Raw genomic sequence first — 13,888 nt, forward strand, 5'->3', positions numbered from 1 at the left:
GTATAAGAAACACCTTGAGTCTGCAGGAAGGTATCTGGCAGGGCTGAAAATTGGAATAGACTGTGCCAACGGAGCAACGTTCCAGATAGCTCCAGACGTTTTCAACGCCCTTGGGGCAAAGGTATTTACTTTTAACGCAGAGCCCGACGGGAAGAACATAAACGAAGGATGCGGAGCTCTCCACCCGGAGTTTATTGCCCAGAAGGTAAGGGAGCTCCACCTCCACATGGGATTTGCCTACGACGGAGACGGAGACAGGTGCATAGCAGTAGATGAAGAGGGAAACGTAATAGACGGAGATAAGTTAATCGGCATTCTGGCAGCTCACTTTAGCGACAGGTCCAAAGAGGTTGTTGCAACGGTTATGAGCAACTTAGGGCTTGAAAAGTTCCTCAAAGGGCTAGGAATGAATCTACACAGAACTCCCGTTGGAGACAGGTATGTGGCAGAGAAGATGAAAGAAGTAGGGGCAGTAGTTGGAGGTGAACAGTCTGGCCACATAATAGTGAGGGAGTTTGGAAAGACTGGAGACGGGATACTGACCTCTGTTCTCATAGCTTCAATTGTAAAGTCTTTGAAAAAGCCTATGAGTGAAATTTTCAAAGGGATAGAAACATTCCCGCAAAAGCTTGAGAACGTTAGAGTTAAAGAGAAACCGCCCCTTGAGAGCTTAGAGAACCTCCAGAGGACGAAGGAAGAGGTTGAGAGGGAGCTCTCCGGCAGGGGAAGGATAGTTATCAGGTATTCGGGAACAGAGCCTCTACTGAGGGTAATGGTTGAGGCTGAATCTGAAGAGCTGATAGACAGTGTTATTGAAAAGATACTCCAGGCCGTTAGAGAGGACGGGATAGTGGAATGATAGACAATGGAAGGAAAACCTTTAAAGGCTTTTGGTAAAACAACAAGATACTTTGCAGAAATTGTCATCAGGAAAAGGCCATATATTAAACCGGAATGGATTGAAAGTGCCAGAATGGGAAAGTTTGTATTTAAGGAAGTTCAACCTGACGGAAGAATGCGATGCTGGATTTATATACCAGAGGAAAAGAAATATTTAAGAGTAGTTCTATTAGAAGACGGAGAAACCGTGCACAACGCATTCTTTGATAGGAGCTTCAAACGGAGGAAGAGATGAAGTTTAAATACTACCCTGAAACAGATACGCTCTACGTCGAACTAAAAGGAACTCCAAGTGCAGAATCGGAAGAAATTGCTGAAGGAATAGTAGTTGATTACGATGAGAATGGAGAAATAGTTGGAATTGAAGTTGAAGGAGTTTCAAAGAAAGGAGACGTTGATATTCCGATAGTTGGGAAACTACTGCTTGCTTCAGCACAAAAATAAGAAGGAGGGAAAGAAATGAAACAGCTTCTAACCGCCATTTTGACCGTTCTGTTTCTTATCACATCCACTCTTGCTAAAGAGAAAAACTACGGAGCTGTAATCCTCTACGACAGGTGTACTGTTAAGTTCTTCCCCGATGGGAGAAAAATCTGGAAAGAAGAGAAGGCAGTAAAGATAACGGGAAAGAGGGGAATTCAGGACTTTGGAGAGATAGTTATTCCGTTTTCAACAGAACACCAGAAGTTAAAGATTCTCTACGCCTATACAGTAACGCCGGACGGAAAGATCCTAAAACCTGGCAAAAGGGCAATAAATACAGTCTATCCGCCGTTTATTTCAGAGGCTCCAATCTACTCAGACCTCAAGTACAGAACAATCTCAATGCCAGGAGTAAGAGTCGGCTCTGTAATCAAGTATGCCTACGTTCTGAAAACCGTTAAACCCTACATGAAAAACCAGTTCTGGGAAACAGACTACCTGCAGGATGAGTATCCCGTTAAGGAGGCAGTATTTAAAGCGCTGATTCCAAAAGGAAAGTACTACAGATTCAAAACATACAACATGAGCGAAAAGGAATCTCGGCCAGAAAAAAAGGACTTAGGGAAGTTTGTGGAGCTCTCCTGGGTAGTAAAAAACGTTCCACCGATAGTTAAAGAACCCAGCATGCCCCCGTTTGAAGAAGTGGCAAAAAGGGTTGCCATAACATCTCTAAAGAGCTGGCAGGAAGTTGCAAAGTGGTATTCAGACCTTGCTAAAGAGTCCGTCAAACCGGACAGGTTTGTAAGAGAAACCACCCTGAAAGTTGTTAAAGGTAAGAAAACAGAGGAAGAAAAAATAAGGGCTATATATAACTTTGTTGCGCAGAACATAAGGTATGTGGGAATGGAGTTTGGGATAAACGGTTATAAACCCCACAAGGCTTCAGAAATTCTCAGGAACAGGTATGGAGACTGTAAAGACCACGCAACACTGCTGATTGCAATGCTGAAGGTCATAGGCGTTAAGGGATACCCTGTTCTCATTCCCACACTCAGCAGGGCAAACATGGACCCCGAAATGCCGATGCCTACGGCGTTCAACCACGAGATAGCGGCAATAAAATGGAAAGGTAAGTGGTTCTTTATGGACACAACTTCTGATTTCGTTCCCTTTGGATACCTGCCTCCAAGCGACCAGGGGAGGAGGGTTTTGATTGTTGACGTTGAGAAGGAGAAAGGAACAGTTACTGAAACACCTGTATTTCCGCCAGATGCAAACGTTGAAGGTTTCAGCGGTAAGTTCACACTTAAACCATTTGGAAGTTTAGAAGGTAAGTTTAAGTTTGACTATACAGGAATTTATGGAGTTATTGAGAGGGCAAGGCTGACGGGAGCTCCCTCCGAACAGATAAAAAGACACGTTGAGGAGCTTGCCGCAAAGGTCTCCCCCGGGTTTAACGTTGAGAAGTATGAAATTTCAAACTACAGGGACTTAAACAAGAAAGACGTATGGATTAAGATTGAGGGAGAAGATAGAAACTACGGAACAATAACTTCCCACTATCTCCTTGCAAAATTCCCGACTCCAGACTACAGCAGGCTCGTGAACTTAGTTGCGGCAAAGAGCAGGAGATACCCATACGTTGTTGGGTATAAGATGGAGAAGGTTTCAGACGTTAAGTTAGAGCTCCCGACAGGATATGCCCTATACCTGAAGCCTGAAAACTACAGTTTCAGGAACAGAGTTGGTAGCTTCTCAATAAAGTGGGAAGTTAATGGAAGGGAGCTCCACTTCCACTCACAGATGGTTCTCAACAAAAACGTCGTTCCTGTTGATGAGTATCAGGACTTGAGGGAGCTCTTCAACACAACTGTTAAAACCCTGAGGAACCAGATAGTTGTTCTCAAGAAGGAGTAGAAGATGGAAGAGATGGACTTTGTTAAGAAGATTGTTGATGAAGTTGAGCAGATACCGGGAGTTAAAAGGGTTGAGGTCGTTCCCGTATGCGAGATATACATAGACGCCTGTTTAAAAGTGGTTGCAGAGAGTAAAGATGTTAAGAGAACAGTTGCAGACAAAATTATTGAGATAGCCGGAAGTTTTGAGGAGAGGTTAGGGCACAGGCCGGAAATCTACTGGGATTTAGAGGTTGAGTAGTGCTGGTAGTTGGCATAGATACATCCTGCGACGATACGTCTGTTGCCGTTTACGATGGACACGGAAACAGGGTTTTAAGCAACATCGTTTCATCCCAGTATGAGTTCCACCAGCCCTTTGGAGGGGTTGTTCCGGAAGTTGCAGCAAGGAAACACGCGGAGAACATAGACGTTGTATTTGAAGAGGCCCTAAGAGTTGCAGGAATCGGTGTAGAGGATATCCGGCTTGTAGCCGTTACCAGAGCTCCCGGCCTACTCCCCGCCCTTTTAGTGGGGCTCACGTTTGGAAAGGGAGTTGCTTTCTGGAAGGAGATTTCTTTTAAGGGAGTTCACCACATAGAGGCCCATCTGCTCTCTCCATTTATAGGGAGTGAGCCGGAATACCCGTTTTTAGGGCTGGTTGTAAGCGGAGGCCACACGCTAATAGTTCTGGCAGAGGAGTTTGGGAAATACAGGGTAATAGGGAAAACTTTAGACGACGCAGTTGGAGAAGCTTACGACAAGGTGGCGAAAATGCTGAACCTCGGATACCCGGGAGGGCCTGTAATAGACAGGATTTACACGGAGTTTAAGGGAGAATATCTGGAGCTCCCAAAACCGAGGGTAAAGGGCTTCAACTACAGCTTCAGCGGAATTAAGACGGCAGTAAGACGGCTGATTGAGAAGAACTACCCGCCAGAGCAGGTTGCAGCCTCATTTCAGAAGACGGCAGTTGAGTATCTGATTGGAAAGTTGAAAAAGGCTCTGAAAGAAACGGGAGTTAAGAGGATTGCCGTTTCTGGAGGAGTTTCTGCAAACAGCCTTCTGAGGGAGAAGCTGAAAGAGATTGAAGAGCAGGGATACAAGGTTTATCTGCCAAAGATGGAGTTTACGTCAGACAACGGAGCGATGGTAGCCTACGTTGGATATAGGCGGTTTCTGTTGGAAGGTGGAGATTCTTTAGAGGTGGGAGCTCTCCCCAGGATGTCTTTAGAGGAGGTGAGCACCTGAAGGGAAGTTACGGTCTGGTATTCCGTTTAAAGGAAGACCTAACTGTAAAAGTTAGAAGCGGCAGGGTTTTCAGTCTGCAGAAAGGTGTTTACTGTTACTGTGGCTCTGCGATGGGAAGCTTTGAAAAGAGAGTTTTAAGACACTTGAAAAGGGAGAAGAAACGCCACTGGCACATTGATTTCATAACAACAGACAGACGGTTTGAACCTGTTGAGGTGTGGGTATTCAGAGATAAGGAATTTGAATGTAAACTGGCAGAGAGTTTAAAGGGAAACGAGTCGGTTTCAGGTTTTGGAGCAACAGACTGCAGTTGCAAGAGCCATCTCTTCAGGTTGAAGAGTTTAGAATCTGAAAGGGAAAAGGCGAGAGAACTGGGAGCAGAGATAATAAGTGCAGGAGAGGTGCTTAAAAGATGGAAGTGAGAAAGGTTCTAAACAGGCTGGTTGAGAAGGAGAATCTGAGTAGAGAGGAGACTTACAGGCTCTTCAGTTCAATTATGGAAGGGGAGCTTACAGACGTTCAGATAGCCGGAATTCTTGTAGCCCTAAGGTGTAAAGGGGAAACTGTTGAGGAAATAACAGGGGCAACAGAGGTTCTGAGGGAGAGGAGCAGGAAGGTTCCCTTAAGCGAAGAGCTGAGAAGGAGGGTTGTTGATACCTGCGGAACTGGAGGTGATTTAAAGGGAACGTTCAACATATCAACAACGGTTGCCTTAGTCGTAGCCTCTTGCGGAGTTCCCGTTGCAAAGCACGGAAACAGGTCTGTTTCAAGCAGGTGCGGAAGTGCAGATATTTTAGAGAGTTTCGGAGTGAAAATAGACCTTGAGCCGGAGCAGGTTGCAAGGTGTATTGAGGAGCTGGGATTCGGTTTCATGTTTGCTCCAAAGTTCCACCCTGCAATGGCTACAGTTGTAAGACCGAGGAAAGAGCTTGGGATAAGGACGATTTTCAACGTTCTGGGGCCTATGACAAACCCGGCCGGAGCTGTTCGCCAGCTGATGGGAGTCTATGACGAAAAGCTCACAGAGAAGCTGGCCGAAGTTCTCCTGAAGCTTGGAACAGAGAGGGCTTTTATCGTTCACGGTAAAGACGGAACAGATGAGATAACGATAAGCGAGGCAACGAAAATAACGGAGATAAAGGACGGAGAGATAAAGAGTTACATTGTGGCACCTGAGGACTTTGGACTACAGAGAGCTCCCTTCTCAGAAATCAAGGGGGGAGAGACTTTAGAGGAAAACAGAGAAATTGTAAGGAGGATTCTAACGGGAGAGGAAAAGGGGGCAAAGAGGGACGTTGTGGCTCTGAACGCAGGTTTTGCCCTCGTTGCAGGTGGAAAGGTTGAAAAGGTTGAAGACGGAATAGAAATGGCCGTTAAGGCAATGGAGGAGGGGAGACCCTACGAGCTCCTGTGTAAACTGGTCAAGTTGACAAACGAGCTGTAGCAGATAGTTTTTCTCAAAAACCGATAAGGAGAAAAGATGTTCGGCTTTTTCAGGAAGAAGAAGGGTTTAGAGGAGGAGCTCAAAGAGAACCCGAACCAGCCGGAGAAGTGGCTGAAGCTGGCAGAGGAGAACGAGAGGAGAGCTCCCGAGGCAGTATCAAACGCCCTTATATACAGCAGTGGAGAGCTTGTAGAGGAAGCGGCTAAGATAGTAAGGAACCTTGCAATATATAGGGAGTTTGAGCCCTACACGGAGAAGTTAGAAAAGGAGCTCGGAAAGGACTACGCCTCTTTCTTTAAAGGGTTAATTGAGGAGTATAAAGGAAACTTACAGAAGGCCAGGAATCTCTACGACGTTGCAAGGAACAGCCAGAACGAGAAGCTCTCATTCCTTGCCAACTACCACATAGCAAACCTCTACATAAAGGAGGGGCTCTACGACCTTGCACTAAAGGCCCTGAAAGAAGTTGAGGAGAAAGTTCCGGAGAACTACAAGCTGGAATTCACCGTTAGAAAGAGGGAAGTTGAGGAGAAGTTAGGATTAACAGGTTCAAAGATTCTAAAGAGCTTCAAGGAAGGGCTGAAGAAGACAAGAGACGCCTTAGGGCTTTCAGACTTTGCAGGGAGAAAGGTTGACGAGAGCCTGTTTGAGGAGCTTGAGGAGAGGCTAATCCTTGCAGACGTTGGGGTAAACACAACACTGGAGCTGATAGAGTATTTGAGGAACGAGGCGAAGAAGAGGAAGATAAAGAGCTCCGACCAGCTCCTTGAGATTCTGAAGGAGAGGCTGAAGGAGCTCCTCAGGCAGTGCAGCGGAGAGCTGAACTTAACGGAAAAGCCATCTGTGATTTTGGTTCTGGGCGTAAACGGAGTTGGAAAGACAACAACCATAGGGAAGCTGGCAAAACAGCTGAAGGATTCTGGCCTTTCAGTAGTTCTGGCTGCGGCAGACACGTTCAGGGCTGCGGCAATTGAACAGCTTGAGGTGTGGGCAGAGAGAGCAGGAGTCAGGATAGTTAAGGCTCAGGAGGGAACTGACCCGGCCGCAGTTGTGTTTGACGCCATTCAGAGTATAAAGGCAAAGGGAGAGGACGTCCTGATTGTTGACACGGCAGGAAGGCTCCACAACAAAGAGAGGTTGATGAAGGAAATCCACAAGATAAAGAAGGTTATCGGAAGGGAGTTCCCCGGCCAGCCGGCAGAAATTCTTTTAGTTCTGGACGCAAACACCGGACAGAACGCCATCTCTCAGGCAAAGGCTTTCAAGGAGATTACAGACGTTACAGGAATAGCCCTTACAAAGCTTGATGGAACAGCTAAAGGTGGAATAGTTGTAGCAGTCTGCAACGACCTGAAGATTCCTATAAAGCTGGTTGGAATAGGAGAGAGGATAGAGGACTTGAGGAAGTTTGACCCGGAGGAGTTTATAGAGGCGCTGTTCTCAGAGAGTGAAAGTGAGGGAGCTCCCCAGGAATCGGTTTAAAACCGATGACCCTTTAGTGGCTACTTTGGGAGCTTTTCTCCTTTCCTCTAACCTGAAAATAGGGACATTCAGGGTTTAGACAGGTTTCAATCTCCGTTCCGTTTACTAACTTTACGGAGACGGGAGCTCCGCAGTTAGGGCAGAACCTGTCAACAAAGACGAAGAAGTCTGGATAGTCAAAGTAGGCCATTTTATTAGTTTTTTTCACTTCTCCCTCCCACCAAAAGATTAAGTTATTTTTATATTAACACCAATATAGGTCAAAATATGTCTCATAAAAGGGAAATTTTTAAATTTGATAAAAAAACTACTCCTCTTTTAAGATCTCCCTGGGTTCAAAGGAGAGAGCTCTAACGGCAGGATAAATCCCCGAGAGGAGGCCAATAAGAAAAGAAAGAACGAACGAAAAGAGAGCTTCCTTTATCGGGACGTAAAGGGGCCAATGGGCAACGGTAGATATGAGAATAACTATAAAAACTGCTAGGAAAACACCTACAGAGGCTCCCACGAGGGATAGAAGAGCAGACTCTGTAAGGAACTGGAGGAAAATTGAGCGGCGGGGAGCTCCAAAAGCTCTTCTTATCCCAATTTCAACAAGTCTTTCGTAAACAGAAAGAGTCATAACAGCCAGAATTCCAAGAGCACCAACCCCAAACGAGATAACGGCAACGATGATGGAGAGCTTCGTGAATATCTCCATAGCCTGCTTCTGGGTGTTAACAAGGTCGGAGTAGGAGTTGACTGAAAAGTCCTTTTTCCCGTGGCGTTTTAAAAGGAGCGAGTAAACTTCTTCTTTAGCAGGCTTAAAGGCTTCAGGAGAGACAGGGAGAACGTAGATGCCGTCTATGTAGTCAACGTTTGAAATCCTCTTAACTGCAGAGGTTATCGGGATGTAGATTCTATCGTCAAGGTTCTCTCCGCTCAGGTCTGTTCCTATCTTCTCCATAACGCCAACAATCCGGTAGGGAGCGTTGAAGAGGTAAACCGTTTTACCAACGGGGCAGGTCTCTCTGTAGAGCTTCCTGGCAACGTTGTAGCCCAGAACGGCAACCTCTGAGATGTTATTAACATCTGAATCTGTTAGAAACCGGCCGCAGAGAAGTGAGTGGCCTGAGATTTTCAAGTAATCTGGTGAAACACCTCTAACAGAGGCAGAGATTGACTTTCCGCCGTAGTGGACATTCGGGGAAACCTTTTTAAAAGGAGAAACTGCCGAAACATCCGGGCATTTCTCTTTTATAGCCTCTGCATCGTCTAAAGTTAGAGTTGGATAGAAAGAGAGCTGAATCGTTCTCCCGCCGAGGTTCTTAACCTCTCCGGGAAGAACTACAAGAACGTAGGAGCCCATCTTCCCGATGGCCTTTTCAAGCTTGAGCTTCATTGCGTTTGTTATTCCAAGCATAAGTGTTAGGACGAAAACCCCGATTGAGACGCCGATAAGGGAGAGGAGAAACCTTTTCTTGTTCTCTCTGGCGTAGGCAAGGAGAGCTCCCACCATCACGCCTTCCTCCGGAGGGCTGAAACAGGCTCAAAAGAAGCGGCCTTTTTTGCAGGGAAGTAGACGGCAAAGAGGCAGACTCCAAGTGTAAAGAGAGTTGCAACAACAAAGGCTTTAACCGGGTAAACAACGGGAATTTTCAGCAGGGGCAGAGTGAACCTTATGGCCGCCACTCCTAAAATGTTCCCAAGGAGGGAGGCAAAGAGGGAGATGAGGATGGCCTCGTAGAGAAACCGTTTCAAAATGTCATCTCTTGTGGCCCCAAGGGCTCTCCTTAAACCAATCTCCCACTGGCGAACGTAGATGTTAATGTAGAAGATTGATGAGAGGACGAATCCGCCGACAATCAGAGCGGTTGTTGAAGCAATTCCCAGGAAAAAGGCAAGGGTTGCAGAGAGCATTGAGAGGAACTTTTTAACAACAACGGGGGTAATTACCATAAAGTCGTCGGGCTTGTGGCGTTTCAGGAGTATCTGGCGGGTCTCCTTAACTATCTGGTTGTATTCGGCCATGTTCAAAACTCTAAACCTGATTATACTGATGTGGCCGTAGGTTTTTTCTACCAGCCTGTCAAAGACGGGAAAAGGGATAAAGACCCTGTCGTCTAAATTGTGGCCGTTTGGCGTTTTTCCCTTTTTGGCGTAGAGGCCTATTACCCTGAACGGAACCTTTCCGATGAGGATAATTTTCCCGATTGGGCTCTGCCCCGGCCAGAAGAAATCGGCAACATCGTGGCCTACAATAGCAACTTTCCTGAGGTCTTTAAAGTCTGAACCTGTAAAGCCTCTTCCCGCTTCAATCCTGTAGTTCCAGGAAAGGAGCCAGTTTTCGCCTACGCCAAAAACCGTTGTGAACTTAGACGTTGATATATCCGAAACTGTCATCGGTTTAACAACGCCGTAGGTGAGGGCAAAAATTCCCTCAAGTTTCCCGATTTCTCTAACGTCTTCAAGCGTAAGGTTCAGGAAACCGCTCCGGGGTCCTTTCTTTATTGAGCCTGAAACGATGAGAACGGAGTCGGGACCCAACTTCTCTATAACCCTGTTTGCAAGGAGGGAGCTCCCTTCAATAGCCGCAACTATGAGAACCAGGGAGACAACACCGAAAAGAACTCCAAGGAGGGCAAAGAGGGTTCTCAGCTTGTTGTGAATGAGCGAGAGGATGAGGTCTTTTAAGAGGAAACTCCTCATTCAACGACCCTTCCGTCTCTGATTTTCACAATTCTCTGAGCGTGTTTTGCAATCTCCATATCGTGGGTAACAACGATAACGGTTCTCCCCTCAGAGTGAAGCTCCTCAAATATCCTCATAACCTCTCGGCTTGACTCCGTGTCTAACTGGCCTGTTGGCTCATCTGCAAGGATTATCTCAGGGGAATTGATGAGAGCTCTCGCTATGGCAGTTCTCTGCTTCTGACCTCCGGAGAGCTCCTCAGGTTTAAAGCCGATTCTATCTCCAATCCCGAGGCGGGTAAGGAGCTCCACGGCCTTTTTCTGCGGCGGTTTGTCTGAAAAACGCCTCTTCCTCTCCTCTTTCGGGAGGTATTCAACCGGAAGGAGAACGTTGTCAAGAACCGTTAAGTAGGGAATTAGGTAAAAGGCCTGAAAGACAAAGCCGATGTATTCGGCACGGAGTTTGGAGAGCTCATCGTCCGGCAGTTTCAGAACGTCTTTGCCGTCTAAGTAGTATTCGCCGGAGGTAGGCCTGTCTAAACAGCCTAAGATATACATAAGGGTTGACTTCCCCGAACCCGAAGGGCCTACAATTGAGATGAACTCCCCCTTTTCAACAGTAAGGTCTATCCCCTTTAGAACCTCTACTTCAAGGTCTCCCTGTTTGTAGACTTTCCTTACGTTTTTAAGCTCAATCAGAGCCAACTTCACTCTCCGGAATGAAATCTATCGCTGCAGAGTTTATGCAGTAGCGAACGTTCTTTGGAGTATAACCCTCTCCGTAGAAGACGTGCCCCAGGTGGGCTCCACACCGGGAGCAGACAACCTCTATCCGGTCGTCCGGGAACTCCTCGGGAACCTCTTTAACGGCTCCGGGAATAGCCTCGTCAAATGATGGCCAGCCAGAGTAAGAAAGGAACTTTGCAGAGCTCTTAAAGAGGGGCTGACGGCAGAGCTTACAGACGTAAACTCCCTTTTCAAAGTGGTTCCAGAACTTATTGTTAAACGGGGGCTCCGTTCCCTTTTTGAAGATTACCCACTTCTCAAAGTCTGTCAGGTGGCTGTCATCAAACCTCTTTTTCAAGGACAACCTCCCTCTTTATCCTTGAGATGAGCTCCTCAAAGGCGGGGAGGACGTCTGAACGGAACCTGCCTGCAACTGCAACGACCATTATGTCGTCTCCAACGTTTAACTTTCCTGAGTTGAGCCAGACCTCAACGGCCTCAATACCCTCACGGGATTCAATTTCAGAGATTAGCTGTTCTAATTTCTCTCTATCGTAGGAGAGTTCCATTCCCGAAACCTTGCCTCCTGAGCGGGAGCTCCCCCTGACAACCCCGTTGTGAACAAGAATCATCCCGAGGTTTTCAGGGTTTGAACGCTTCTTAACTTTTTCAACAATCTCATCTATAGACGGCCTCACAGTAGTCCTCCAGTCGGTTAACGTTTAGCAGTGAGCTTCCCCTGTAGTCAAAGGGTTCAAAGAGTGAAAACGGAACTTCACGGGAGTTTAAGAGGGAGTGGAGCTCCCTCAACCTGTGCTTCCCAGATTTTAGAAACTCCTCTACCTGAACAACATGGTCTTTAAAGAGGAGAGCAAAGAGGGAGTGGACTCTTCCGTTCTCCATTAGAACTGTCGGGGGAATCTGATTGGAAAACTCCTTTACAACTTCTCTTCTGATTAGGGGAGTATCCCCCGGAAGTATTAGGACTTTTCTGAAACTGGCATTTTTGAGAGCCGTATAAATCCCACAGATTGGGGAGTGGACTTCAAAGGCCTCTGGAAGAACCCGCAGGTTAGGATATCTGACGGTTAAGTGGGTGAACGAAAGAGGGTTCTTTGTAACGAGGAGGACTTCTGGAAAGTCGGAGAGCTCCCCAATCACACTCTCTATAAGAAGTTTCCCCCTGAAGGGAACGGAGAGTTTGTTTCGGCCGAAGCGGGAGCTCCTCCCGCCGGCCATAACGGCCACGGTTATCAGTGGCCACCTCCCTGAGCCATTTTAAGGGCGTGTTTCAGAAGAGGGGCAAACATCTTAAGGTTCTGCTCAACTCCTTTAGAGGAACCGGGAAGGTTCAAAAGGATGCACTCCGGCGAGAGGAGGCCAGCCTTTGCCCGGGACATCAGAGCCTTTGGAGTAAACCGAACTCCTAAAATGTGCATAGCCTCAGAAAAGCCGGTCATCTCCTTGTAAAAGAGCTCCTCTGAGGCTTCAGGAGTAACGTCTCTGGGGCTGAAACCTGTTCCGCCGGTTGTAACGATAACGTTTGCTCCCTGTTTTTTAAAGTTTAAAACGGCTTCTTTTATCTTCTCTTTATCGTCCGGAACAATAGTATAGCCAATAACCTCAGCTCCAAACTCCTCCAAAATCTGTTTTGCCAGAGGGCCGCTCTTATCTTCCCGCTTACCGGCGGCTGTTGAGTCCGAAACGGTAATAACGGCAGCCTTAAGGCCGGAGAGGTCTTCAGCCCAGTCAGACTTTCCACCGCTCTTTGAAACGAGTTTTACTTCCTCAATAACCATGTTTTTGTCAAAGGCCTTACACATGTCGTAAACGTTTAAAAGGGCCGTTAAAACAGCGTTCATCGCCTCAACTTCGTAGCCCGTTCTCCAGATTCCCCGAACTTCTGCCTCAACCTCTATGTAGTCTTCACCTGCCTTTGCTTTAACCTCTATGTGGTCAATGGGAATAGGGTGGCAGAAGGGCATGAGTTCAGCCGTTTTCTTGGCTCCCATTATCCCCGCAACCTGAGAGACTGAAAGGACATCACCCTTTGGAATCTCTCCGTTTAGAATCATCTTTACAGTTTTAGGGGAGAGCCTGATTCTCCCAACGGCCCTTGCCGTTCTAAGCGTTTCAAATTTAGTTGAGACGTCAACCGTCTTCACTCTGGCCTCCTTGAAAGGGATGGAAGGAACAGGTTTAATTGTATCAATCCGAAAGGAGGACATAAGTTGGAACTGGAGAAACTTGTAGTTTTTGTGGGAGCTCTCCTCTCTCTATCCGGCGGGATACTAAAGAAGAGAATCCTGATAGTTCTATCTATTGCAATGGTTTCTGGAGTTCTTACGTGGAGAACTTTCAGGTTCGGCTATCCACCCATATTTGACGGATTTGACACTATCCTCCTGTTTACAGCGGTTTTTGGAATAACAGCCGGACTCTCAAAGGCAGAAGAGAGGCTGACAGGGTTTCTTTCGGGAGCTCTCCTCGTAGGAACTCTATTTCTGCCGGCAGAGGTCAGGTCAATTCCGCCGATAATTAGAACTCCTCTCTTTTTTATCCACGTTGGAAGTGCCATTCTCTCATACGCAGTGTTTCTAAGCTGTTCACTGATTGCCATTTTCAGCAGAAGTGCAGAGGTAATAAAACCTTTCAGATGGGGATTCTTCCTTTTCACACTCTCACTGTTTTTTGGAGCTCTCTGGGCTTTTCTGGCCTGGGGAGAAGTCTTTATGTTAGATCCAAAGTCTATCTTCTCTGTTGGTTTCTGGCTGTTCAGTGCCTTTGTTTTCCACTCTGTTTACGATGAGAGATTAAAAGATTTCTCAGGCTGGCTCGTTATTTTCAACGGAATTCTGGTTCTCTTTCTCTTCTTAGGGGTCAACTTCCTCTTTGGAGGAACCCATGAGTTTTAAGTCTGTAAAGCTGTTTGGAGTTTTTTCACTTTTTTTCTTAACTGCTGGATTTACTGTTTCACTCTTTGAAAGAAAAATGGTTGGACTTACCGGAGTTATAACAAATTTTGTGAACTTCTCCACAGTGTTAAAGGTTTCCGTTCTAAGTTTAGGGGGAGTTTTACTTTTAACATCCATTCAAAC

At 46.6% G+C, this 13,888-nt stretch carries 19 protein-coding genes; 11 read left to right on the forward strand and 8 right to left on the reverse strand.

The genetic code is table 11. The features are described 5' to 3' along the window. The 9 genes from F8H35_RS00720 to ftsY form a co-directional block, all read left to right on the forward strand. Positions 1–859: phosphohexomutase domain-containing protein (locus tag F8H35_RS00720; protein WP_472571659.1), on the forward strand; the 859-nt coding region annotated here is incomplete at its 5' end. Between the two features lie 6 nt (positions 860–865). Beyond that, on the forward strand, positions 866–1,135 hold the full coding sequence (locus F8H35_RS00725) for a hypothetical protein (protein ID WP_472571660.1): 270 nt from the start codon (positions 866–868) through the stop codon (positions 1,133–1,135). Beyond that, positions 1,132–1,344 carry a DUF2283 domain-containing protein gene (locus F8H35_RS00730; RefSeq protein WP_472571661.1) on the forward strand — a complete coding sequence of 71 codons (213 nt, stop codon included), beginning with the start codon at positions 1,132–1,134 and terminating at the stop codon, positions 1,342–1,344. Before F8H35_RS00725 ends, F8H35_RS00730 begins: the two co-directional genes overlap by 4 nt. A gap of 15 nt (positions 1,345–1,359) precedes the next feature. Continuing rightward, positions 1,360–3,240, forward strand: a complete 1,881-nt coding sequence (locus F8H35_RS00735; protein WP_472571662.1) for a DUF3857 domain-containing protein — start codon at positions 1,360–1,362, stop codon at positions 3,238–3,240. Positions 3,241–3,243: 3 nt separating this feature from the next. Continuing rightward, the gene (locus F8H35_RS00740; RefSeq protein ID WP_472571663.1) at positions 3,244–3,480 is read left to right on the forward strand and encodes a hypothetical protein; all 237 of its coding nucleotides are present in this window, start codon (positions 3,244–3,246) and stop codon (positions 3,478–3,480) included. Continuing rightward, positions 3,480–4,469, forward strand: coding sequence for a tRNA (adenosine(37)-N6)-threonylcarbamoyltransferase complex transferase subunit TsaD (gene tsaD, locus F8H35_RS00745; protein ID WP_472571664.1), 990 nt, complete (start codon positions 3,480–3,482; stop codon positions 4,467–4,469). Before F8H35_RS00740 ends, tsaD begins: the two co-directional genes overlap by 1 nt. 74 nt (positions 4,470–4,543) lie before the next feature. Next, a complete protein-coding gene (locus F8H35_RS00750) occupies positions 4,544–4,891 on the forward strand; it encodes a GIY-YIG nuclease family protein (protein WP_472569929.1) in 348 nt (115 codons plus the stop codon). Next, the gene (gene trpD / locus F8H35_RS00755) at positions 4,882–5,913 is read left to right on the forward strand and encodes an anthranilate phosphoribosyltransferase (RefSeq protein WP_472571665.1); all 1,032 of its coding nucleotides are present in this window, start codon (positions 4,882–4,884) and stop codon (positions 5,911–5,913) included. The genes F8H35_RS00750 and trpD overlap by 10 nt, the downstream gene beginning before the upstream one ends. A 36-nt stretch (positions 5,914–5,949) precedes the next feature. Then, positions 5,950–7,395, forward strand: a complete 1,446-nt coding sequence (ftsY, locus tag F8H35_RS00760; RefSeq protein ID WP_472571666.1) for a signal recognition particle-docking protein FtsY — start codon at positions 5,950–5,952, stop codon at positions 7,393–7,395. A 13-nt stretch (positions 7,396–7,408) separates the two neighbouring features. Here the strand turns inward: ftsY and F8H35_RS00765 are convergent, their stop codons facing one another. The 8 genes from F8H35_RS00765 to moaCB all read right to left on the reverse strand — a co-directional run bounded on the left by F8H35_RS00765 (position 7,409) and on the right by moaCB (position 12,955). After that, positions 7,409–7,603: a hypothetical protein gene (locus tag F8H35_RS00765; protein ID WP_472571667.1), complete on the reverse strand. Its 195-nt coding sequence runs from the start codon at positions 7,601–7,603 to the stop codon at positions 7,409–7,411. Between the two features lie 99 nt (positions 7,604–7,702). Continuing rightward, positions 7,703–8,893 (reverse strand): ABC transporter permease, encoded by a 1,191-nt coding sequence (locus tag F8H35_RS00770; RefSeq protein WP_472571668.1) that lies wholly within the window; start codon positions 8,891–8,893, stop codon positions 7,703–7,705. Beyond that, positions 8,893–10,083, reverse strand: coding sequence for an ABC transporter permease (locus tag F8H35_RS00775; protein ID WP_472571669.1), 1,191 nt, complete (start codon positions 10,081–10,083; stop codon positions 8,893–8,895). Before F8H35_RS00775 ends, F8H35_RS00770 begins: the two co-directional genes overlap by 1 nt. Next, the gene (locus F8H35_RS00780; protein WP_472571670.1) at positions 10,080–10,769 is read right to left on the reverse strand and encodes an ABC transporter ATP-binding protein; all 690 of its coding nucleotides are present in this window, start codon (positions 10,767–10,769) and stop codon (positions 10,080–10,082) included. Before F8H35_RS00780 ends, F8H35_RS00775 begins: the two co-directional genes overlap by 4 nt. Continuing rightward, positions 10,756–11,148 carry a peptide-methionine (R)-S-oxide reductase MsrB gene (msrB, locus tag F8H35_RS00785; protein WP_472571671.1) on the reverse strand — a complete coding sequence of 131 codons (393 nt, stop codon included), beginning with the start codon at positions 11,146–11,148 and terminating at the stop codon, positions 10,756–10,758. Before msrB ends, F8H35_RS00780 begins: the two co-directional genes overlap by 14 nt. After that, positions 11,132–11,488 (reverse strand): molybdenum cofactor biosynthesis protein MoaE, encoded by a 357-nt coding sequence (locus tag F8H35_RS00790; protein ID WP_472571672.1) that lies wholly within the window; start codon positions 11,486–11,488, stop codon positions 11,132–11,134. The genes msrB and F8H35_RS00790 overlap by 17 nt, the downstream gene beginning before the upstream one ends. Next, a complete protein-coding gene (locus tag F8H35_RS00795) occupies positions 11,469–12,029 on the reverse strand; it encodes a molybdenum cofactor guanylyltransferase (RefSeq protein ID WP_472571676.1) in 561 nt (186 codons plus the stop codon). Before F8H35_RS00795 ends, F8H35_RS00790 begins: the two co-directional genes overlap by 20 nt. Positions 12,030–12,043: 14 nt before the next feature. After that, entirely contained in the window at positions 12,044–12,955 is a 912-nt protein-coding gene (gene moaCB, locus F8H35_RS00800) for a bifunctional molybdenum cofactor biosynthesis protein MoaC/MoaB (RefSeq protein WP_472571673.1), read from the reverse strand. A 66-nt stretch (positions 12,956–13,021) separates the two neighbouring features. On the opposite strand from moaCB, the gene ccsA reads away from it, so the two are divergent. Next, on the forward strand, positions 13,022–13,705 hold the full coding sequence (gene ccsA, locus F8H35_RS00805) for a cytochrome c biogenesis protein CcsA (protein ID WP_472571674.1): 684 nt from the start codon (positions 13,022–13,024) through the stop codon (positions 13,703–13,705). Then, on the forward strand, positions 13,695–13,888 hold a 194-nt coding region (locus tag F8H35_RS00810), incomplete at its 3' end, for a hypothetical protein (protein ID WP_472571675.1). The genes ccsA and F8H35_RS00810, both read left to right, overlap by 11 nt.

The organism is Thermovibrio sp. (assembly GCA_015488335.1).
GTDB lineage: Bacteria > Aquificota > Aquificia > Desulfurobacteriales > Desulfurobacteriaceae > Balnearium.

Coding starts and splice junctions, on each gene's coding strand:
- F8H35_RS00725 (WP_472571660.1), top strand. CDS start 866: ATGGAAGGAAAACCTTTAAAGGCTTTTGGTAAAACAACAAGATACTTT.
- F8H35_RS00730 (WP_472571661.1), top strand. CDS start 1,132: ATGAAGTTTAAATACTACCCTGAAACAGATACGCTCTACGTCGAACTA.
- F8H35_RS00735 (WP_472571662.1), top strand. CDS start 1,360: ATGAAACAGCTTCTAACCGCCATTTTGACCGTTCTGTTTCTTATCACA.
- F8H35_RS00740 (WP_472571663.1), top strand. CDS start 3,244: ATGGAAGAGATGGACTTTGTTAAGAAGATTGTTGATGAAGTTGAGCAG.
- trpD (WP_472571665.1), top strand. CDS start 4,882: ATGGAAGTGAGAAAGGTTCTAAACAGGCTGGTTGAGAAGGAGAATCTG.
- ftsY (WP_472571666.1), top strand. CDS start 5,950: ATGTTCGGCTTTTTCAGGAAGAAGAAGGGTTTAGAGGAGGAGCTCAAA.
- F8H35_RS00770 (WP_472571668.1), bottom strand. CDS start 8,893: ATGGTGGGAGCTCTCCTTGCCTACGCCAGAGAGAACAAGAAAAGGTTT.
- F8H35_RS00775 (WP_472571669.1), bottom strand. CDS start 10,083: ATGAGGAGTTTCCTCTTAAAAGACCTCATCCTCTCGCTCATTCACAAC.
- F8H35_RS00795 (WP_472571676.1), bottom strand. CDS start 12,029: ATGGCCGGCGGGAGGAGCTCCCGCTTCGGCCGAAACAAACTCTCCGTT.